This is a genomic window from Vibrio sp. FF266, from assembly GCF_041439695.1.
In the GTDB taxonomy this organism is placed as follows: domain Bacteria; phylum Pseudomonadota; class Gammaproteobacteria; order Enterobacterales; family Vibrionaceae; genus Vibrio; species Vibrio tasmaniensis_A.
Genome location: NZ_JBGOOO010000009.1, coordinates 59,767 through 80,707, shown reverse-complemented (window position 1 = coordinate 80,707; position 20,941 = coordinate 59,767). Strand labels below are relative to the sequence as shown.

19 protein-coding genes and 1 other annotated feature are annotated in these 20,941 nt (G+C 43.9%); of the genes, 12 read left to right on the top strand and 7 right to left on the bottom strand.

What is annotated here, in order from left to right:
- Positions 1–5: 5 nt before the first annotated feature.
- Positions 6–449, top strand: a complete 444-nt coding sequence (locus tag ACED59_RS09580; protein ID WP_012603236.1) for a hypothetical protein — start codon at positions 6–8, stop codon at positions 447–449.
- Positions 450–635: 186 nt separating this feature from the next.
- Here ACED59_RS09580 and arcA read toward each other — a convergent pair whose 3' ends face one another.
- Positions 636–1,352, bottom strand: coding sequence for a two-component system response regulator ArcA (gene arcA / locus ACED59_RS09575; protein WP_004741534.1), 717 nt, complete (start codon positions 1,350–1,352; stop codon positions 636–638).
- Between the two features lie 576 nt (positions 1,353–1,928).
- Here arcA and ACED59_RS09570 point away from each other — a divergent pair.
- Positions 1,929–2,414, top strand: a complete 486-nt coding sequence (locus ACED59_RS09570) for a putative 4-hydroxy-4-methyl-2-oxoglutarate aldolase (RefSeq protein WP_017098326.1) — start codon at positions 1,929–1,931, stop codon at positions 2,412–2,414.
- A gap of 29 nt (positions 2,415–2,443) precedes the next feature.
- Here the strand turns inward: ACED59_RS09570 and ACED59_RS09565 are convergent, their stop codons facing one another.
- A complete protein-coding gene (locus ACED59_RS09565) occupies positions 2,444–2,920 on the bottom strand; it encodes a hypothetical protein (protein ID WP_017098327.1) in 477 nt (158 codons plus the stop codon).
- 317 nt (positions 2,921–3,237) lie between these two features.
- Positions 3,238–3,356, top strand: a sequence feature (Thr leader region).
- A gap of 29 nt (positions 3,357–3,385) precedes the next feature.
- Between ACED59_RS09565 and thrA the strand changes: the two genes are divergently transcribed.
- The 3 genes from thrA to thrC are packed head-to-tail and all read left to right on the top strand — an operon-like array spanning position 3,386 to position 8,099.
- Positions 3,386–5,845, top strand: coding sequence for a bifunctional aspartate kinase/homoserine dehydrogenase I (thrA, locus tag ACED59_RS09560; protein ID WP_012603240.1), 2,460 nt, complete (start codon positions 3,386–3,388; stop codon positions 5,843–5,845).
- A gap of 17 nt (positions 5,846–5,862) precedes the next feature.
- Complete coding sequence (gene thrB, locus ACED59_RS09555; RefSeq protein WP_032499913.1) at positions 5,863–6,819, top strand: homoserine kinase; 957 nt, start codon at positions 5,863–5,865, stop codon at positions 6,817–6,819.
- On the top strand, positions 6,816–8,099 hold the full coding sequence (gene thrC, locus ACED59_RS09550) for a threonine synthase (RefSeq protein ID WP_017098329.1): 1,284 nt from the start codon (positions 6,816–6,818) through the stop codon (positions 8,097–8,099). The genes thrB and thrC overlap by 4 nt, the downstream gene beginning before the upstream one ends.
- A 78-nt stretch (positions 8,100–8,177) precedes the next feature.
- Here the strand turns inward: thrC and grcA are convergent, their stop codons facing one another.
- Positions 8,178–8,555 carry an autonomous glycyl radical cofactor GrcA gene (gene grcA / locus ACED59_RS09545; protein ID WP_009848415.1) on the bottom strand — a complete coding sequence of 126 codons (378 nt, stop codon included), beginning with the start codon at positions 8,553–8,555 and terminating at the stop codon, positions 8,178–8,180.
- A gap of 326 nt (positions 8,556–8,881) precedes the next feature.
- Here grcA and nfo point away from each other — a divergent pair, with 326 nt between their 5' ends.
- The 3 genes from nfo (at position 8,882) to ACED59_RS09530 (ending at position 11,771) form a co-directional block, all read left to right on the top strand.
- The gene (gene nfo, locus ACED59_RS09540; protein ID WP_017098330.1) at positions 8,882–9,790 is read left to right on the top strand and encodes a deoxyribonuclease IV; all 909 of its coding nucleotides are present in this window, start codon (positions 8,882–8,884) and stop codon (positions 9,788–9,790) included.
- A gap of 662 nt (positions 9,791–10,452) precedes the next feature.
- Entirely contained in the window at positions 10,453–11,127 is a 675-nt protein-coding gene (gene ung / locus ACED59_RS09535) for a uracil-DNA glycosylase (RefSeq protein WP_017098331.1), read from the top strand.
- A 92-nt stretch (positions 11,128–11,219) separates the two neighbouring features.
- Positions 11,220–11,771, top strand: coding sequence for a hemerythrin domain-containing protein (locus ACED59_RS09530; protein ID WP_017098332.1), 552 nt, complete (start codon positions 11,220–11,222; stop codon positions 11,769–11,771).
- 151 nt (positions 11,772–11,922) lie between these two features.
- On the opposite strand, the gene ACED59_RS09525 is transcribed toward ACED59_RS09530, so the two are convergent.
- Complete coding sequence (locus ACED59_RS09525) at positions 11,923–12,111, bottom strand: DUF3545 family protein (RefSeq protein WP_009848419.1); 189 nt, start codon at positions 12,109–12,111, stop codon at positions 11,923–11,925.
- A gap of 710 nt (positions 12,112–12,821) precedes the next feature.
- On the opposite strand from ACED59_RS09525, the gene ACED59_RS09520 reads away from it, so the two are divergent.
- Positions 12,822–14,252: a sodium:alanine symporter family protein gene (locus ACED59_RS09520; protein ID WP_009848420.1), complete on the top strand. Its 1,431-nt coding sequence runs from the start codon at positions 12,822–12,824 to the stop codon at positions 14,250–14,252.
- A gap of 243 nt (positions 14,253–14,495) precedes the next feature.
- Complete coding sequence (yaaA, locus tag ACED59_RS09515; RefSeq protein WP_017098335.1) at positions 14,496–15,272, top strand: peroxide stress protein YaaA; 777 nt, start codon at positions 14,496–14,498, stop codon at positions 15,270–15,272.
- Positions 15,273–15,452: 180 nt separating this feature from the next.
- Here the strand turns inward: yaaA and srmB are convergent, their stop codons facing one another.
- Together srmB and ACED59_RS09505 are read right to left on the bottom strand one after the other, a co-directional pair.
- On the bottom strand, positions 15,453–16,718 hold the full coding sequence (srmB, locus tag ACED59_RS09510; protein WP_009848422.1) for an ATP-dependent RNA helicase SrmB: 1,266 nt from the start codon (positions 16,716–16,718) through the stop codon (positions 15,453–15,455).
- Positions 16,719–16,825: 107 nt separating this feature from the next.
- On the bottom strand, positions 16,826–17,554 hold the full coding sequence (locus ACED59_RS09505) for a tRNA1(Val) (adenine(37)-N6)-methyltransferase (protein ID WP_017098336.1): 729 nt from the start codon (positions 17,552–17,554) through the stop codon (positions 16,826–16,828).
- Between the two features lie 314 nt (positions 17,555–17,868).
- Between ACED59_RS09505 and brnQ the strand changes: the two genes are divergently transcribed.
- Positions 17,869–19,182: a branched-chain amino acid transport system II carrier protein gene (brnQ, locus tag ACED59_RS09500; RefSeq protein WP_017098337.1), complete on the top strand. Its 1,314-nt coding sequence runs from the start codon at positions 17,869–17,871 to the stop codon at positions 19,180–19,182.
- Positions 19,183–19,344: 162 nt separating this feature from the next.
- Here brnQ and fldB read toward each other — a convergent pair whose 3' ends face one another.
- Entirely contained in the window at positions 19,345–19,866 is a 522-nt protein-coding gene (gene fldB, locus ACED59_RS09495) for a flavodoxin FldB (RefSeq protein WP_009848425.1), read from the bottom strand.
- Positions 19,867–20,016: 150 nt separating this feature from the next.
- Here fldB and xerD point away from each other — a divergent pair, with 150 nt between their 5' ends.
- On the top strand, positions 20,017–20,931 hold the full coding sequence (gene xerD, locus ACED59_RS09490) for a site-specific tyrosine recombinase XerD (RefSeq protein WP_009848426.1): 915 nt from the start codon (positions 20,017–20,019) through the stop codon (positions 20,929–20,931).
- The last annotated feature ends 10 nt before the right edge of the window (positions 20,932–20,941 follow it).

Below are 20,941 nucleotides of genomic sequence, written 5' to 3'. Positions count from 1 at the left end.
GAATAATGAAAAAATTAGCATTCGCCGCATGCGTTGTGGCATTAGCGGGTTGTTCTGCACCACAAGTAGAATGGCAGCAAGATAATCAAGTAGAAGTATCTGCAGCGACAGTCACAATGAAAAGCAACCTGTGGCACAACAAAATGCCTACGATTGGGGAGGCTCAAGACAAGACTCTACATGGTGCTATCTACCTAGAATCTGACTCACAATTACCAGCAACACTTGCGGTTGAGAGTGTGACGGTTAAACAGGGTGCAGATACCTTGTTGGTAACAGCTGACGATCTAGATTTAAGAACACACAGTGAAACGCAGTGGGAAGTAGCTTTTGTATGGCAGTTAGAGATCGACAGTGATAAGCCTGTTGATGTTGCGATTGAACTCAAAGATGGCGAAACCGTGAAGTGGTTAGTCGAGAAAGACGTTAAGGTAGATACGGTTTACTAAAGCCTTAGCGAACAATAAACAATAAAAAAGGGAGAATGCGTTGGCATTCTCCCTTTTTAATAACGATTGATCACGCTTCGATTGCTAGAAGTACTAACTGTTTATAAGTACTAACTGGTTAGAGTGCTATCGGTTTAGAAGTACTAATCGACGGCAAGAACTAAACGGCCAGAAGCGCGAATCGAATTAGTCTTCTAGGTCACCACAAAAGCGGTAGCCTTCACCGTGAATCGTCGCGATGATTTCTGGCGTACCAGAAACAGATTCAAAGTGCTTACGAATACGACGGATTGTTACGTCTACAGTACGATCGTGTGGCTTAAGCTCACGGCCAGTCATCTTCTTAAGAAGGTCTGCACGTGTTTGGATCTTACCTGGGTTCTCACAGAAGTGAAGTAGAGCACGGAACTCTGAACGAGGTAGCTTGTAGCCTTCGCCATCTGGGCTAACCAGAGAACGACTGTTGATATCTAGTACCCAACCATTGAACTCGTACTTCTCAACGCTACGCTTTTCTTCTTGAACAGAGCTTGTGCTCATTGAACGGTTCAGAAGGTTGCGTGCACGGATAGTCAGCTCACGAGGGTTGAAAGGCTTAGTGATGTAGTCATCTGCGCCGATCTCTAGGCCAAGGATCTTATCAACTTCATTATCACGACCTGTTAAGAACATAAGCGCTACGTTTGCTTGCTCACGCAGTTCACGAGCAAGTAGTAGGCCATTCTTACCTGGAAGGTTGATGTCCATAATTACAAGGTTAACTTGGTTGTCAGATAGCACTTGGTGCATCTCTTCACCGTCGCTAGCCTCAAAAACAGCATATCCCTCTGCTTCAAAAATACTCTTTAGAGTGTTACGAGTTACTTGCTCATCTTCAACGATAAGAATCTGCGGGGTTTGCATTTGGCGGTACCTAAATTTGTGACGAAACTGTGCTAATAGAATAAATTCTAGGCAAAACATAACATACAGGTAATGTATTTTTGATGATAACTTAAAGTTTTCAAAAAAACACTTACTTCCAGCTATCTGCCTTCCTTGAAGTATTGCCCAATAACGTAGATCCAGTACGCCTTTCAATCATTCTTTTAGTGATTTAAGAGGATTCTATAATGTTAACAGCATGCTAACAACGCGAGAATGTTAATTCCATTCACTTTGTTGATTTACATCAATTGCCGTATCGCAACAAACTTTAATAGTATGGCTACAACTTAACCAATGTTATGGTGACTATTTAGCACCAAAATAAGAATGATTATTCGAGATGTTTCGCACATCTTACTTGCTAAAGACCGGACTATGAACCAAGGAAGCTGAAAGCTATCCTTAGAGTCTAGTAGATAAATATGCTCAATCAACTTTTATTTCGTATTAAATTGGGCATAGAGCAATGAAAACAAAGGATTAATTTTAATAATATATAAAAGCATAGAGGCTCACCTGACTTAATAGGTTTGCCTTACTCACGGAGGATATATGCACGATATAACACCTGACTTATGTGATGAGTTTGAAAGCAAAGTCACGCTACTGAATATGCCATTACAGAACTTCGGCCAGCGTGGTGCGTTCTGGGGGAAAATTGTAACAGTTCGTTGTTATCACGATAATTCCAAGGTTCGTGAAGTTTTAGAGACCGATGGCTGCGGCAAAGTACTCGTTGTAGACGGTAATGGCTCGTGTCAAAAAGCGTTACTTGGCGACCAATTGGCTATTCTAGCCATCGAAAATGGTTGGGAAGGCGTCATTGTGAATGGTGCGGTGCGTGATGTTGCGATGATGGCGCAGATGGATCTTGGTATTCAAGCTCTCGGAGCCTCTCCATTTAAAACCGAGAAGCACGGTGTTGGGCAAGTGAATGTGACGCTCTCTATACACAATCAACTGATTCAGCCCGGTGATTACATTTATGCCGATTGGAATGGTGTGTTAATTTCAACGGAATTGTTGATTGAATCTTAACGGGCTCATCAATAAAGAAGTGGGATAGATTAGAAGCGAAACCCTAATCCTACCTCAACACCTTGTTGCCACTCTTCATAATCAAGGGTGGCATGCATATCTAGATTGTCGGTTAGCTGCACGCGGCTAGAAAGCTCTGCGGCTACCGATTTCTCACTGTCTTCGGTTTCATTGTTATAGGTGTGTAGAGAGCTGTTGAAAGAGACTCTTTCGGAAAACTGATAACTAACACCACTCAAGAATCCACTCTCATATTTCAGTGCAGCAGTGTTGATTCGTGTACCGAAATAAAGATCCACATCAGAAAACAAGCTATAAGAATAGCCACTGTCTACTGTCCAAGTATCAAAGCTTTCACTCGATGCACTTTGCGTGGAGATAAAAAACTTATGGGCAGAGCTATCGATTTGACTGGGGAGCAAAGGCAAACTGCTCAGTAGCGGTAAACTGTTCGCTGAACAAACAACAGGCATAGCAAAGACTAAAAGAATAAGTAATCTCTTCATTTCCCACTCCTGATGTCATTATTATTGTTTTTCGAACGTTATTGTTCAATTAAAGCACAGGACTTGTATGTTCGCTGTACTATCGATAGAGCATTTTGTTATGACTATATATGCAACTGATTACTTCTGTTTGTTTGATGAGTTAATCCACTCTCTGAATGGCAGGTTGATGCAGGGTGTTTTATCTCTTAAATGAAGGTTTGCTCTGAAAAACGGTGTGAATGTAAAAAAAACGCAACTTTTCATTGACGCATAGTAGTAAAAATTGATACACGTAGAGTAAAGCACAAGCAGAGAATTTGATATGCAGCATGTAAGCCACCTAGTAATGACCACCACCATTATTATTACCGACATTCACATTGTTGGGGCAGGCTGCTAAGTAACGGATTTTAAAAAAAAGGCCTGTATCCAACAAGATACAGGCCTTTTTTTGTACCATTTTTATGACTTATGGAGAAAGGGATGCGCGTTTTAAAGTTTGGAGGTTCATCATTAGCTGATGCAGATCGTTTTTTACGAGCAGCTGATATCATCGCTAATAATGCCCAGCAAGAAGAGCTAGCCGTTGTACTATCGGCTCCAGGAAAAACAACCAATAAGTTGGTCGCTGTTATTGAAGCTGCACTGAAAAACGGTGAAGCTGACACACAGATTTCAGAGATAGAATCATCATTTTCTGCGCTGTTTGCAGAGATTCAAGCGGTATTGCCGTCAGTAGATGGCTCTGCGTTTCAAGAGCAAGTCGATACCTCTCTTGCTCAACTTAAGCAGTTCGTGAATGGTATTAACCTACTGGGCATGTGCCCGAATCACGTAAATGCTCGTATCATTAGTAAAGGTGAGCGAGTTTCAATCCAGCTAATGAAAGCGGTGCTGGAAGCGAAAGGCCAACCAGCAAGCCTGATTGACCCTGTGGAATACCTCTATGCTCAAGGTGATCATCTTGAAGCTATGGTGGATGTGGATGTTTCAACTCAGAACTTCCGCCAATCACCGCTTCCTAAAGGTCACGTAAATATCATGCCGGGCTTTACTGCTGGTAATGAAAAAGGCGAGCTAGTAACGCTTGGCCGTAACGGCTCTGACTACTCAGCTGCAGTTCTAGCGGCATGTCTACGTGCTGATTGCTGTGAGATTTGGACTGACGTCGATGGTGTTTACAACTGTGACCCACGCTTAGTGGATGATGCCCGTCTTCTTAAATCACTTAGCTACCAAGAAGCGATGGAGCTATCTTACTTCGGTGCTTCTGTTCTACACCCGAAAACAATTGCACCTATCGCACAATTCCATATTCCATGCCTGATCAAAAACAGCTTCAACCCACAGGGTGCCGGCACTTTGATTGGCCAAGACACTGGCGAAGATAACCTGGCGATCAAAGGTATCACTACGCTAAGTGACCTAACGATGGTTAACGTATCAGGCCCAGGTATGAAAGGCATGGTAGGCATGGCGAGTCGTGTATTCGGCGCGATGTCTTCTGCAGGCGTTTCTATCGTTCTTATTACTCAATCTTCTTCTGAGTACAGCATCAGCTTCTGTATTGAATCGGCTGACAAAGTGAAAGCGAAGCAAGTGTTATCAGATGCGTTTGAACTCGAACTTAAAGATGGCCTATTAGAGCCAGTTGAGTTCATGGATGATGTTGCGATTGTGACGCTGGTGGGTGACGGTATGCGTACATCACGTGGCGTTGCTTCTCAGTTCTTCTCTTCTTTAGCTGAAGTGAACGTTAACATCGTTGCTATTGCTCAAGGCTCTTCAGAGCGCGCTATCTCTGCGGTTATCCCGGAAGATAAAATCTCAGAAGCAATCAAAGCGTGTCATGAAAACCTATTTAACTCTAAGCACTTCCTTGACGTCTTCGTTGTCGGTGTTGGCGGTGTTGGTGGTGAGCTTGTTGACCAGATCCAACGTCAACAAGGCAAACTGGCTGAAAAAGGCATCGTGATTCGCGTATGTGGTTTAGCAAACAGCAAAGGCTTGCTGCTAGACAGCGATGGTCTACCGCTAGAACAGTGGCGTGATCGTATGTCGAGTGCGACAGAAGAGTTTAGCCTAGCGCGTTTAGCGGCACTTGTTCAACGTAATCACATCATCAACCCTGTGTTGGTTGACTGTACGTCTAGCGAAGGTATTGCAGGACAATACGCAGATTTCCTCGCGGCTGGTTTCCACGTTGTAACACCAAACAAAAAAGCCAACACAGCAAGCATGGCTTACTACCATCAGCTTCGTGAAGTGGCGCGTAACTCTCGTCGTAAGTTGATGTACGAGACAACAGTAGGCGCAGGTCTACCGGTAATCGAAAACTTACAGAACCTAATCTCTGCAGGTGATGAGCTTGAGAAGTTCAACGGTATTCTTTCTGGTTCACTGTCTTACATCTTCGGTAAGCTGGATGAGGGTATGACACTCAGCCAAGCAACCAACATTGCTAAAGATAACGGCTTCACTGAGCCGGATCCTCGTGATGATCTGTCTGGTATGGACGTTGCGCGTAAGCTGCTTATTCTTGCTCGTGAAGCGGGTATGGCACTTGAGCTTGAAGATGTTGAAGTTGACCAAGCATTGCCACCGGGTTTTGATGACTCAGGTACAGTTGACGAGTTCATGGCTCGCTTGCCAGAAGCGGATGCATACTTCAAAGAGCAGTCAGCTATCGCAGCAGAAGAAGGCAAAGTACTTCGTTATGTGGGTGAGATCGCTGAAGGTAAATGTAAGGTTCGTATCGCAGCTGTTGATGGCGATGACCCAATGTTTAAGATTAAAGATGGCGAGAACGCTCTGGCATTCTACAGCCGTTACTACCAGCCAATCCCGCTCGTTCTGCGTGGCTACGGTGCAGGTACTGAAGTTACAGCAGCAGGCGTATTCTCTGATGTGATGCGTACTCTTGGTTGGAAATTAGGAGTTTAGGAATGAGTTCAAGTGATATGGATGTTGTCGTTTATGCTCCTGCATCAATCGGCAATGTCAGTGTAGGTTTTGATGTGCTGGGGGCCGCTGTGTCTCCAGTGGATGGCACATTGCTTGGTGACCGAGTAATGGTGAAAGCCGGTGATGAACCATTCTCGCTAAAAACAGCAGGCAGCTTTGTTTCTAAGCTGCCAACTGAAACCAAAGAAAATATTGTCTACGACTGCTGGGTTGTGTTCTCTCGCGAGTTAGACAAGAAAGGTATCTCAGTTAAGTCTCTAGAGATGACGCTAGAGAAGAACATGCCTATCGGCTCTGGTTTAGGATCAAGTGCATGTTCAATTGTCGCAGCACTAGATGCTTTGAACCGTTTTCATGGTCAACCGTTGAATGAAACTGAACTGCTTGCTCTTATGGGTGAAATGGAAGGTAAGATTTCAGGTGGCATACATTACGATAACGTAGCGCCATGTTACCTTGGTGGTGTGCAATTAATGTTGGAAGAGCTTGGCATTATTAGCCAAGAGGTTCCATGTTTTGACGATTGGTATTGGGTAATGGCGTACCCGGGCATCAAGGTTTCAACGGCTGAAGCGCGAGAGATCTTGCCTTCTCAGTATCGCCGTCAAGATGTGATTGCCCATGGTCGTCATTTAGCGGGCTTTATTCATGCTTGTCACTCTGGTCAGCCGGAGCTAGCCGCTAAGATGATCAAAGACGTGATTGCTGAACCATATCGTGAGAAACTGCTTCCAGGGTTTGCTGATGCACGTAAATATGCAACGTCAGCAGGAGCATTAGCTACTGGAATTTCTGGTAGTGGCCCTACGCTATTTAGCATTTGCAAAGAACAAGATGTCGCCGAGCGTGTTGCACGCTGGTTAGAACAACACTACGTACAAAATGAAGAAGGATTCGTCCACGTTTGTCGCTTAGATAAACAAGGTTCGATCGTTACAGGAAGTGAGTTATGAAGCTGTACAACATCAAAGAAAACGATGAGCAAGTCTCTTTTGGCCAAGCCGTTCGTCAAGGTCTAGGTCGTAATCAAGGTCTATTTTTCCCATCAGAGCTGCCTAAGTTCGATGACATCGATGCACTACTTGCAGAGGACTTTGTCCCTCGTAGTTCAAAGATTCTTTCTGCTCTAATTGGTGATGAGTTACCAAAAGAACAGATCGATCAACTAGTGGATGCGGCATTCCAATTCCCAGCACCGATCAACCAAGTGAAAGACGGTGTTTACGCACTTGAACTGTTTCACGGTCCAACGTTAGCATTTAAAGATTTCGGTGGCCGTTTTATGGCTCAATCTTTGGCTGCGGTTTCTGATGGCGGTCAAATCACAATCTTAACGGCAACATCGGGTGATACTGGCGCTGCGGTTGCACACGCATTCTACGGCATGGAAAACATCAACGTTGTTATCCTATACCCGAAAGGCAAGATCAGCCCACTGCAAGAAAAGCTATTCTGTACGCTAGGTAAGAACATTCACACTGTAGCGATTGATGGCGATTTTGATGCGTGTCAGGCATTAGTAAAAGACGCGTTTGACGATGCTGAACTGCGTAAAGAAATTGGCTTAAACTCAGCAAACTCAATCAACATCAGCCGTTTGATGGCTCAGATCTGTTATTACTTTGAGGCGGCTTCTCAGCTAACCAAAGAGCAACGTGAAAATCTGGTTATCTCTGTACCAAGTGGTAACTTTGGTAACCTAACTGCGGGTCTATTAGCGAAAGCGCTAGGCTTACCGGTTAAACGCTTCATTGCAGCAACCAACGAAAACGACACGGTTCCCCGTTACCTAGAAACAGGTCAATGGGATCCAAAACCAACGGTTGCGACAACATCGAACGCGATGGACGTGAGCCAACCAAACAACTGGCCACGTATCGAAGAGCTTTGCCAACTGAAAGGTTGGGGACTGGATACTTTGGGTAAAGGTAAAGTATCTGATGAGCAGAGTGCTGAATCAGTACGTGATCTAAAAGCTCAAGGTTACCTGTGTGAACCTCATGGTGCGATTGCTTACCGTCTATTGGAAGAGCAACTGCAAGAGAACGAGACAGGCCTGTTCTTATGTACGGCACACCCTGCGAAATTCAAAGAAGTGGTTGATGACATCTTAGGTACTGACATTGAACTGCCAGGTCCGCTAGCAAAACACGCGGTGATGGAGTTGTTGTCTGAAGATCTAGATAACGATTTTGAAGCGCTAAAAGCAGTGCTTCGTCGAGTTCAACCGTAACCTACACCAGTATTGTTGAACAAATAAAAACGGCGCTCAATGAGCGCCGTTTTTGTATTCTAATTCAAGCTCTAAAAATTATAGAGACTCAGTGAACGTACGTGCGATAACGTCACGTTGTTGTTCAGTAGTTAGAGAGTTGAAACGTACAGCGTAACCCGATACACGGATAGTTAGCTGTGGGTAGTTCTCTGGGTGAGCAACGGCATCTTCTAGCGTTTCACGCTTAAGAACGTTAACGTTTAGGTGTTGACCACCTTCGATGCGTGGTGCTGCTTCGATAGCAACTTCACGGCTTTCGTACTCGCCTAGGTCTGCTGCTGAGATAACTTGGTCAGCTTCGAAACCTGAAGTAGCAACAACACAACGAGCTTCGTTCTTCTCGCTGTCTAGTAGCCAGATTGAGTTTAGTAGGTCGTCGTTTGCTGCTTTAGTAATTTGAATACCTTGGATCATAACTATCTCCTAGTCCACTTTATGTGGTTTGATTATGGTGTTAACTTTCGAATTTTATTGAGCTGAGTAATATATACCTAGTTTGTGGTAGTTTAATATTGATTTAAGTCAAAAAACAACCAAAAACCTCATTTTTTTCAAGGTGATTACTTTGAGTTAAATCAATAAAACCTTTGAAAACAAAGTAATTACAAAATATTTTAAAGTATAAAAAATATTTAACAGTGGAATTTGTTGTTAATTTACTACATTTGTTGTGTTTTTATTGACCTGTAAGTGATACGACCCTTTAATTATTAAGCATCCTGAAAGTGTAAAGTGATTTAATGACAAACAATAATTCATCTTCAAAACCTGAAACTAATATTAAGTTTATTGGTGCGCATGTGTCTGCTGCTGGTGGTGTTGATCAGGCGCCAATGCGCGCAAGAGAGATTGGCGCCAATGCTTTTGCACTGTTCACCAAAAACCAAAGACAGTGGGCAGCAAAGCCGCTGGAAGCGAAAACCATTAGTGCGTTTAAAGCCAACTGTAAGATGTTGGGCTTTAGTGCTGAGAATATTCTTCCTCATGACTCCTACCTTATTAACCTAGGAGCACCAGAAGAAGAGAAGCTAGAGAAATCACGTGCGGCTTTTATTGATGAAATGGAGCGTTGTAACCAACTAGGACTCACGCTTTTGAATTTTCATCCTGGGAGTCATTTGAAGAAAATCTCAGAAAGCGAATGTTTGGCCAAGATCGCTGAGTCTATCAACTTGGCTCATCAAGCGGTGCCTGATGTGATTGCGGTGATTGAGAATACCTCAGGGCAGGGGACGAACCTTGGCTGGAAGTTTGAGCAACTAGCAGAGATCATCGACCAAGTAGAAGATAAATCACGCGTTGGTGTGTGTTTAGACACTTGCCATACTTTTACAGCCGGTTATGACTTACGAACAAAAGAAGCGTGTGAGCAGACTTTTGCTGAGTTCGAGCGCATTGTGGGTATGCACTATCTAAGAGCAATGCACATCAATGATTCAAAAGCTGAGTTTGCGAGCCGAGTCGATCGACATCATTCTTTAGGAAAAGGCGAGATTGGCTGGGATTGTTTTGAGTATATTGCCTCGGATTCTCGCTTTAATGGTATCCCTCTTATCTTGGAAACCATTGATTCGACGATCTGGAAAGAGGAAATTCAACAACTTAGAATGTTTCATCGCTCAGCAACGCTAGCGAGCGAAGAAGCGTAATAATAGAGGGAATAATTAATTTCCTTCTACTCCTAAAAATTGGCACCTTTCTTTCATAGTATTAAAGTGAATATGTAGTTCACGATGTCTTAGAGGAGGTGCCTTTATGTATTCACAAGCCCAAACTTCAACTGTATCTGCTGCTCGCCGTTTACCAACCCCAAACCGTCATGTGCATAACCACGGTCACCATCGTACACAGCAGAAAAGTGGTTAATCGAGATAAACACAACTTGAACTGATTATTATGATTCATCAACAAGTGAACCCTACACATCATGTTTATTGATAGCTGTATGAGGTATAAATAGGGCGTGTTGATCTTTCGAGCTGATTTTTGCAGCGAGTTGCTGGGTATTTATACAAGGCAGAGGCTTTGACGTGTAGCTAGCCTACATGAGAAGCCGCTAACGCAGTAGAAATGACTAGCAAACGCTGCCCGGAGGGTTCGGCTAAAAGCGTTTTACTCTTTGTTGAGGGAGATTTTCTTAGAATGACTATGCTACTTCTCCCTCGCCGCGATTAAAACGCTTTTATCTCGAACAAAATTTAACCACGAAAGGTCAACACGCCCTAAAGCCTTATTTAGGACAGTTAGCCGATACAGCTATTTTTTGTCTGGCGAAAGCCCCTAGAAACCTTGATGATTGGGAAGTAAAACGATGAGCGCACCAAAGACTTGGGAATCCATTATTAATGATGAACGTGACAAAGAGTACTTTCAGAGTGTCCTCGCGTTTGTTGAACAGCAACGCAATAGTGGGAAAACCGTCTACCCCCCTCAAGAGCAGGTGTTCAGTGCCTTCGATATGACGCCTTTCGAGTCCGTACGCGTGGTTATCCTAGGGCAAGATCCTTATCACGGCGCTAACCAAGCTCATGGCTTAGCTTTTTCTGTACTGCCAGGTGTAAAAATCCCTCCTTCTCTACGTAATATGTACAAAGAGCTTGCACAAGATATAGAGGGCTTTGAGATCCCGAGTCATGGCTACCTCGATTCTTGGGCATCTCAAGGGGTGTTGATGTTGAACACTGTCCTTACAGTAGAAGAGGCAAAAGCCCACTCACATGCTAAGTGTGGTTGGGAAACCTTTACCGATGCCGTTATTGCAGAGCTCAATCAGCGCTCTGAACCGATCATCTTCTTGTTGTGGGGCGCACACGCCCAGAAGAAAGGCCAAGCGATTGATGCAGACAAGCACCATGTGTTGGTTGCACCTCATCCATCACCATTATCAGCACGCCGTGGTTTCTTCGGTTGTCAGCACTTCTCAACAACCAACAAGCTACTTTCTTCTATGGATCAACAATCTATCGACTGGCGTTTACCAACATAAGTATAGGTTGGTGGTTTTCTGAGCAGGGTCAAATCATAAATCAGCATCTTCGTATACACTTATAAACAGTAGGTGTAATGGAGTGCAATACTATGATGATTGAAAGGATAAGACGAGAGCATGGCTATATGGCTCGTTTGCTCGCGATACTCAATAGTAAGTTAGAGTTTCTGAAACAGGAGCGAGAAATAAACTATAGCCTGATCGCAGAGGTGGTTCATTATCTCATGGACCATTCAGACAAGGTGCATCACCCGAAAGAAGATGTTATTTATCGTTACTACCTTAAGCAATATGGCAGTGATCAAGTGATTGAAGACTTGGAACTGGAGCATCAATTGCTTTCTGAGAAAACGGCGGACTTTTTAGGTGTGGTCGATATGATCCTTCAAGATGCGGTGGTTCCTCAACAAGTATTTATTGAGCAGCTTGAAGCTTTTGTTAAAGCTCAACGAAAACACATGGAATATGAAGAGAAGCATGTGTTACCAATGATTGTTGAGTCGTTCACAGTTAAAGATTGGCAAGAGGTGGAGTCTCAATGGCTTCAACCTGAAGACGACCCTGTCTTTGGAGAGACAATTGCTGATGAATACCGCCAACTCGCGGCTCGTGTTCGACAAAATGAACAAGAGTGCGTTTAGCCAGTTGTCATGTTGAAGCGTGACTATTTTAGATGCTCTCTATTTTAGAGGGCTAGTTCCCAAATGACGCTTTGAGCGGATTAAATACCTCGTAAAATAAAAAAGGCACCTATACAGGTGCTTTTTGCTATCCGATTTCTTATCGTGCTGATTAAAGCTTTATATCGTCAAGGCTAAAATCGAGACCTAGGTTCATCTCTCTAAGCTCTTTCTCAAGCTGTCTACGATCATTGATTGCCTCAATTTCACGCCATTTACGTTTGAGTGGTTTAGAGCGTGTTTTTTGAGTGGTACGAGGCATTTCTAGTTCTGATAATTCATCGAATTGAAAGCTATCCATAAGCATATCTCCTTCCGTGGGATTCGTTCTTACGAACCATTAAATATCATATTTAAGTTCACAATAACCTTGATTTGTTTCTCATTTGTTTCAAATGTATGAAGTTTTTGTTCTGTTTTATTATGCATGCTCACACATTTCGGGGATTTTCGTGTACAAAAAACAAGCAAACAAACTTAAGTAAACGATTAAATTAGGGGGGATTGAATGTTAATTCATTGTGCAAATGGAATAGCATTTTGACTACAGTGCATTTAAGTGCGCATTGTGCCGTGTAGTATAGGGATCTCATTACCCTAGAAAAAACACAGATCTTCACTATACCTTGTAAAACCTAGGCTGACGTCATTTTTACAGGATGGTGTTTTTGTTTTGATAGTGCCTTAGTTTTTGTTGATATTATGTCCTGACAATGTGACTTTTATTAGGCGCTATTGTTGAAAGTTGTGTTAACAAAAGGTGTCTTATTAGTGAAATGTCATTTTAATATGTGTTTATTTTCATATTGATTTTTAGGCCGTCTCGCTGCATTATCCGCCCGTCAAAAAATACACCGATACGTAAAATGGATGCATGAAGCGACATTTACAATCTAGATCGCAACAAATAAATATAAATCTAATGCCGACACAACTATTGACACTGGCATAGGTGATCTAGAGGAAGGCTAGGAAGCAAGATCGGTGCTTAAACTCAATTACGAGGTTCACGTGACAGACTTAATCAATTTGATGAACGATCTCCTTTGGGGATCTATCTTAGTTTACTTACTCGTTGGTGTGGGTATCTACTTCACTGTACGACTAGGTTTCATTCAATTCCGCCATTTCGGCCACATGTTTTCTGTTCTTAGAAACAGCCGTAAAGCAGACAGTGCAGGTATCTCCTCTTTCCAAGCACTTTGTACTAGTCTAGCAGCACGTGTCGGTACGGGTAACATGGCTGGTGTTGCTGTAGCACTAACCGCTGGTGGCCCTGGCGCTATCTTCTGGATGTGGCTAATTGCCATGCTAGGTATGGCAACATCGTTTGCAGAAAGCACACTGGCACAGCTATACAAAACGCGTGATAACGACGGTAACTACCGCGGCGGCCCTGCATACTACATGGAGAAAGGCCTAGGTATGCGTTGGATGGGGGTTCTATTCTCTATCTTCCTAATCATTGCATTCGGTCTTGTATTCAACGCGGTTCAAGCGAACGCGATTGCAAGCGCAATGAACACGGCATTCGACTTTGAGCGCAGCTACGTTGGTGTTGGTATCGTAATCATCTCTGCATTCGTTATCTTCGGTGGTATCCGTAAGATTGCTCGCACTGCAGAAATCATTGTTCCAATTATGGCACTGGCTTACTTAGCTATCGCTATTTACGTAATGCTAATGAACATTGAGAAAGTGCCTGAAGTTCTGGCTCTTATCTTCAAGAGTGCATTCGGTCTGCAAGAAGCAGCAGCGGGTGGCCTAGGTTACGCAATCGCACAAGCGATGATTAACGGCATCAAACGTGGTTTGTTCTCGAATGAAGCGGGTATGGGTTCTGCGCCAAACGCAGCAGCTTCTGCTACGCCTTACCCACCGCACCCAGCATCACAAGGTTATGTGCAAATGCTAGGCGTGTTCATGGACACGATTGTTATCTGTTCTGCAACAGTAGCAATCATCCTGATGTCTGGTGAGTATGTACCGCACGGTGAAGTAACGGGTATCGAACTCACGCAACGTGCACTAACAGCACAAGTCGGCGAATGGGGTGGTATCTTTGTAGCGGTAGCGATTTTCTTCTTCGCTTTCACTTCAATCATTGCAAACTACTCGTACGCAGAAACAAACCTTATCTTCTTAGAGCACAACAACAAGAAGGGCCTAGTGCTGTTCCGTATCGTTGTACTGGGTATGGTTATGTTCGGTTCTCTCGCGACACTGCCAACGGTATGGGCATTAGCTGACGTATCGATGGGCCTAATGGCGATTGTTAACTTGGTAGCGATCATCTTGCTATCGGGCATCGTGATTAAGCTAGCGAAAGACTACAACCGTCAATTAGACGCGGGTAAAGTACCCACGTTCGATGCGGATGATTTCCCAGAGCTTAAGGCTCAATTGGAAGATGGTATTTGGGTTAACAACAAGAAGAAGTAATCTTGTTGGAGTGATTCATCACTCATCCTAAAATCATTAGAAAGGCTAAGGTTTCGACCTTAGCCTTTTTCTTTGCCTGCGATATTTTCTTTATTATCGATTTTTCTTTGTAAGAGATTCTTCTTTGTAAGCGACTTACAGCTAGATCTGTCTATCAAAGTAATAGGAAGAGTCATAAAGACAAGTTGATGTTTTTTCTATACTCTAGCTGCATCCAGTTAGATAACCGATTAGGGTAAAGTTATGTTAGTTGTCGTTTCTCCAGCCAAGACATTAGATTACGAATCACCATTAGCGACTGAGCGCTTCAGCCAGCCAGAGTTTGTTGAGCACTCTGCAGAGCTTATTGAAGTGTGTCGTAAGCTGACACCTGCTGATGTATCAGCACTGATGAAGGTAAGCGATAAGATTGCTGGGCTGAACGTAGCGCGCTTTGAGCAATGGAGCGAGACCTTTACCCAAGAGAATGCTCGCCAAGCTATTTTGGCGTTCAAAGGTGACGTCTACACAGGCTTAGATGCTGAAACACTGTCGGACGATGATTTTGACTACGCACAGAATCACCTGCGTATGCTTTCTGGCTTATATGGGTTATTGAAGCCATTGGATTTGATGCAGCCTTACCGCCTAGAGATGGGCACACGCTTAGCTAATGAGCGTGGCACCAACTTGTACCAGTTCTGGGGCAACATCATCACAGACAAGCTGAATGAATCGTTGAATGCTCAAGGCGATAATGTGTTGATCAACCTAGCATCGAACGAATACTTTAAAGCGGTGAAGCCGAAGAGCCTTGATGGTCAAATCATCACGCCAGTTTTTAAAGACTGCAAGAATGGCCAGTACAAGGTGATCAGTTTTTACGCCAAGAAAGCGCGTGGCATGATGGCTCGCTACATCATTGAGAACAAAATCGATTCAGTGGAAGCGCTAACCAGGTTTGATACTGCGGGTTACTACTTCGTTGAAGAAGAGTCGAACGCGAAAGAGTTAGTCTTCAAGCGTGAAGAGCAAAACTAATAGCTCTTGGTTAATTAGTCACTCTTGGTTAACGAGTTACTTCGGCTTTAGCCTGTAATTAAAATTAGAAACGAGTTATTTAGCCTGATAACAGGCCAGACAATAATAAGCCAGACAAAGAAAAGCCCCATGCAGATAACTGCATGGGGCTTTTTATTGAATCATTGAAAGGCGGTTCGATTACTTGTTCTTAACGGCTTTCTTTTTCTTAGCGATTTTCTTTTTCTTAGCAATTTTTTGCTTCGCGACCGCTTTCTTGTCTTCTTTCTTCGGTTTTTTCTTCTTTGTTACCGCGGCTTTCTTATGCGTTGGGCGCATGCCTTCGATGAAGCGCTCTTTGATCGCATCTTCAGTGTAACGAGCCACACGTTCAATCATTAGTTGATCGTGCGCTTCAATGATAGAAACCGCGTTACCTTTCTTACCTGCACGAGCCGTACGGCCGATGCGGTGTAGGTATACATCTGCTGTACGCGGCATGTCGTAGTTAATAACGTGGCTTACATCTGGAAGGTCGATACCACGAGCTGCGACGTCAGTTGCCAGCAGTACGTTGATAGAACCATCGCGGAAACGAGAAATCGCGTTGTTACGACGATCTTGAGGCATTTCACCTTGGATCCATACACACGGGATCTGTGCACTTTCTAATTGAGCTCGTAGGTCACCTAGGCGGTCACGAGTCTTCAAGAAGATGATGCTGCGTTCAGCTTGCTCTGTGATGATATGTTTTAGGATATCAAGCTTGTGCTTAGCTGAATCGGCACGGTGATACCATTGAGTGATCTTCTTACGTTCACGCAATGACGATTTTGCATCGATCTCTGCTGGGTTTTTCAGAAGGTCTTCAGTGAAACCTTCAATACCTTTACCTTCTAGCGTTGCTGAGAAAAGTAAAGTTTGTTTACGCCAGCGACACTCTGCAGACAGACGGTCAACAACAGGACCAAAGCCCATGTCTAGCATACGGTCAGCTTCATCGAGAACCAGCCATTCAATCGCACGGCAGTCAAAACGCTCGCCTTCAATATATTCCATCAGACGACCAGGTGTTGCGACTACGATATCTTGAGTCGTGCTTAAGATATCTGCGTGCTCTTGGTACATCACACCGCCCGTGATCGTAAAGATATTTAGGCTGGTGTATTTAGCAAGCTCACGTGCTTGTTCGGTGATCTGCATTGCTAGCTCACGCGTTGGCGTCAGGATAAGCATACGTGCAGGGCCAGATTTCTTACGTGGGAAATCCAGTAGGTATTGCAGTGCTGGCAATACAAATGATGCTGTTTTACCAGTACCTGTTGGCGCAGAAGCCAAAACGTCTCTTCCATCTAACGCTTGTGGGATTGCTTCAGCTTGTATCTGTGTTGGGCGTTCGTAGCCCATTTCGTCAATTGCTTTAAGCAGCTCTTGGTTTAGATCGAGTTCTGCAAAGGTTCTGATCACTGTTGTTTCTCCACAAGCAATAAATGTTTCTGCCTCAAAAAGCAGACGATAAAAAAGAGTAGTCGGACATTATAGAAGCATTAGTGATTAGGATCACATGGTATTTGCTACATCTTGAGATAAAAATCTTTAGTAAGGGCAATAAATGCCTCGCTATAACCGCCATCGTGATGGATCGTAAGCGATTCACGCTGCAAATCTTGCTCGCTAACAGGATCTTTAGATAGTTCAAACAGGATTCTGCTTGGCGGTTTTTTGTCGGTTGTTTTCACATCAAGGCGCTTTGCTAGGTACCAACCACATTGCTCGGCAAGTTTTATGAAGCCTTCTCCTTCGGGCGTCGGCAGTATAAAACTGGCGGTGGCGGCATCAGTTGTTATCTCGAAACAACACTGGGCAAGTTGAAGGTGATCCAAGCTGTCGGTGTGTCTAGCGGTGGCTCTTTGACTTTGCTGTGCCTGTTCACCAGAGTTGAAGTAGGGCGGATTACAAATTATGGCATCAAATTGTTGCGAGAAATCCGTGGTTAACACGCTGTCGTGATGAAGGGATATGCGATCTTGCCAAGGCGACTGCTCAATATTGACTGTGGCAGCATCAATGGCGTGCTGATCAATATCGATCGCAGAGATTGAAGCATCCTCAAAACGTTGTGCTGCCATTAAGGCTAATAGCCCTGTTCCTGTCCCTATATCGAGTACTAATGATTCAGGGGCAAGGTTAATCCATGAGCCGAGTAGTACTCCATCGGTGCTAACAGGCATGCCGCTCTGTCCTCCGTAAATAGAGAACCTCTTAAAATTGAAGCTTTTAGTATTTATCGTTTTGTCTTTCATGAATATTCTGATTATCGAGATATTTTAAGTGATTAGCTCTAATGTTAACTGTTTGTGTAAATTAATATTCTAATTGCTCATCTATTGTTGCTAACAATGATTGGTTGATAATTATGTTAATCTGCGTATATTTAGTTTAATTCACTACTTTTTGTTTATATATGCAAATTTATATGGTGTTTTTTTATGGTGACTTGCAGCTAGCCGAGTGTTTCGTCATTATGCGCGACTATTTTAAAGATTGATTGGCAGCTTCTCGCTGTAACATTCATGTAAGCACAACATAAACTCATAAATATAATTAAGGATTATCTGTGAAACAGAGTCTAAAACTAACAGATATAATGGCATTGGGCTTTATGCTTTTTGCGTTTTTCTTAGGTGCGGGTAACATCATCTTCCCACCTCTAGCTGGCCAATTAGCTGGTGATCACTTTCTTCCAGCGATGTCTGGTTTTCTGCTGACTGCCGTTGGTCTGCCGTTAATCACTATCGTTGCGGTCGCAGTGGCTGGTGGTTCATGGGGTCATCTAACGAAAGATCTTCCTAAGCAAGCAGCAACTATCATGGCTGTGCTGATCTTCATCATCATCGGTCCTGCATTTGCTGCACCACGTACCGGTCTTGTTGCTTATGAGATGGCGGTGAAGCCGTTCTTCATTGATGCGACTCAAGTTCATCTAACTCTCTTTTCGATTGCATTTTTTGTGGTAGCGATGTTCTTCTCATGGTCACAAGGTAAGCTTATTGACGTTATTGGCAAGGTACTTACGCCTGCACTATTCGTTGGTTTGGTTGTACTGGCAGTTGCTGTGTTCATTAACCCACAAGGTGATGTCCTTGCGGCTCACGGTGAGTACATCACTCAGCCACTGACCAAAGGTTTCCTTGAAGGCTACAACACCATGGATACTTTTGCTGCTTTGATGTTTGGCATGCTGATTGTTGACGCAATTCGCAGTAAAGGCGTGACTGACCGCGCAGCAACAACTAAGTACCTAATCAGTGCGGGTTGTATTGCGGCAGCGGGTCTAGCATTTGTTTACATCTCTCTGTTCTTCCTGGGCGCAACAAGCGCAACAGTTGCAGCGGGTGCAGATAATGGCGGCGCTATCTTAAGCTTATACGTCCAATCTTTGTTTGGCCCTTCAGGTCAACTCGTGCTTTCTGTGATCGTACTATTGGCTTGTCTAACGACGGCGATTGGCCTTGTATCAGCATGTTCTGATTACTTCAGCTCGCTAACACCTCTGTCTTACAAGACCTGGGTAATCATCAACGGTGTAGCTTGTGCAACCGTAGCGAACGTTGGCCTTTCTCAGTTAATCTATCTGTCTGTTCCAGTTCTGTTTGCACTTTATCCAGTAGCAATCGCATTGGTCGCACTGACATTCTTGCGCAGCCGTTTTCCTAATCCAAAAGCGGCTTACCGCGTAGTGGTATTAGTGTCTCTACTGTTTGCTCTTATCGATGGTGCTAAAGTTGCAGGTATAGATGTATCTGCAATGAACATGCTGCCGTTGTTCGAAATCGGTATGGGTTGGTTGCTTCCAACAACTGCCGCAATCATCTGTATGTTCTTCGTTGGTAAATCAACAGAGCAAGAGATGGCTGAAGAGACTGTTTAATCTTCCGTTGAGATGACATTGTCCTTCGACATGAAATAGAAAAGGCCTCATTACTTCGCAGTAATGAGGCCTTTTTGTATTCTGTGATCTTTTAATATTCTGCTACTTCGCTACTTCGCTACTTCGCTACTGAGTTACTTAGCTGAGTGTACTTCTGTTTGGTTATAGCTTTTCGCTGTACTCAACCAGTACTTGTTCAACCCAGCTAGCGATACGGTCGTCGCTCAGTTCGTATTGTGAATCTTCATCAAGCGCCAAACCAACGAATTGAGATTGGTCTTCAGTGAGAGCTTTAGACGCTTCGAACTCGTAGCTGTCATCGTTTGGCCAGAAACCGACAAACTCAGCGCCAGCGATTTTCAGCTCATCATGTAATAGACCCATCGCATCTAAGAACCACTCGCCGTAGCCTTCTTGGTCACCTAAACCAAACAGCGCTACAACCTTGCCTTTCATTGGCGTGGTTGCAATGTCTTCCCACAGTTCATTCCAATCTTCTTGGATTTCACCGAAGTCCCAAGTTGAGATACCGAGCAGTAAAAGATCGTAGTCCGCCATCAATGAAAGAGGGGTTTCTTTCACGTTATGGATATCAACTAGGTCTTCACCAATAATGCCGCGAATTTTCTCTGCTGCCATTTCTGTGTAGCAGGTGGTTGAGCCGTAAAATAATCCAATTTTCATAGCAAACGTTCAATTTTAATTTCAGATGGCGAATTCTAACCATAAATCGACTTCGATTGCAGCGATTATCCGCTCAAGTCGTAATTTTTATGGCATTCATATTTGCTCTGGCATACTCTCAAAACAGTTTCCAATATTGTGAGTAACACTATGCAGTCGCCTCAAGGGCAGAGCGCAGACCACGGTCTAGTAGAACAGTTTTTAGATGCTATGTGGATGGAGCGAGGATTATCGGAGAATACGCTTGTCTCGTACCGTACCGACCTGTCTAAGCTTCTAACGTGGATGGAAAAGAACAATTACCGCCTCGATTTTATTAGTCTTTCAGGACTACAGGATTATCAAGGTTGGTTAGCCGATGCTGACTTTAAGCAGACTTCCCGTGCTCGTATGTTGTCGGCCATTCGTCGCTTGTTTCAATATCTACACCGCGAGAAAGTAAGAGCCGACGATCCTAGTGCGCTGTTGATCAGTCCAAAACTGCCGAAGCGCTTGCCAAAAGATTTGAGTGAAGAGCAAGTGGATTCGCTGCTTGAAGCGCCAGATCCAAACGACCCCATTGAGCTTCGCGATAAGGCGATGCTTGAGTTACTCTATGCAACCGGTTTGCGTGTTACGGAACTCGTCAGTTTGACAATGGAAAACATCAGCCTAAGACAGGGCGTGGTGCGTGTTATTGGTAAGGGCGGTAAAGAACGCTTGGTGCCAATGGGCGAAAACGCCGTCGATTGGATAGAGACTTTTATTGAACAAGGTCGTCCACAATTACTCGGTGATAACAGCTCGGATGTGGTTTTTCCGAGTAAACGCGCGAAGCAAATGACTCGTCAAACGTTCTGGTACCGTATTAAGCATTATTCGGTTATTGCTGGTATCGATACGGATCTATTGTCACCACACGTATTGAGACATGCTTTTGCCACTCATTTACTGAACTATGGTGCCGATCTCAGGGTCGTACAGATGTTGCTTGGACATAGTGACTTATCGACCACCCAAATTTATACTCACGTGGCGACTGAAAGGCTGAAGCAAATTCACGCTCAGCATCACCCACGTGCTTAAATCCATTTAT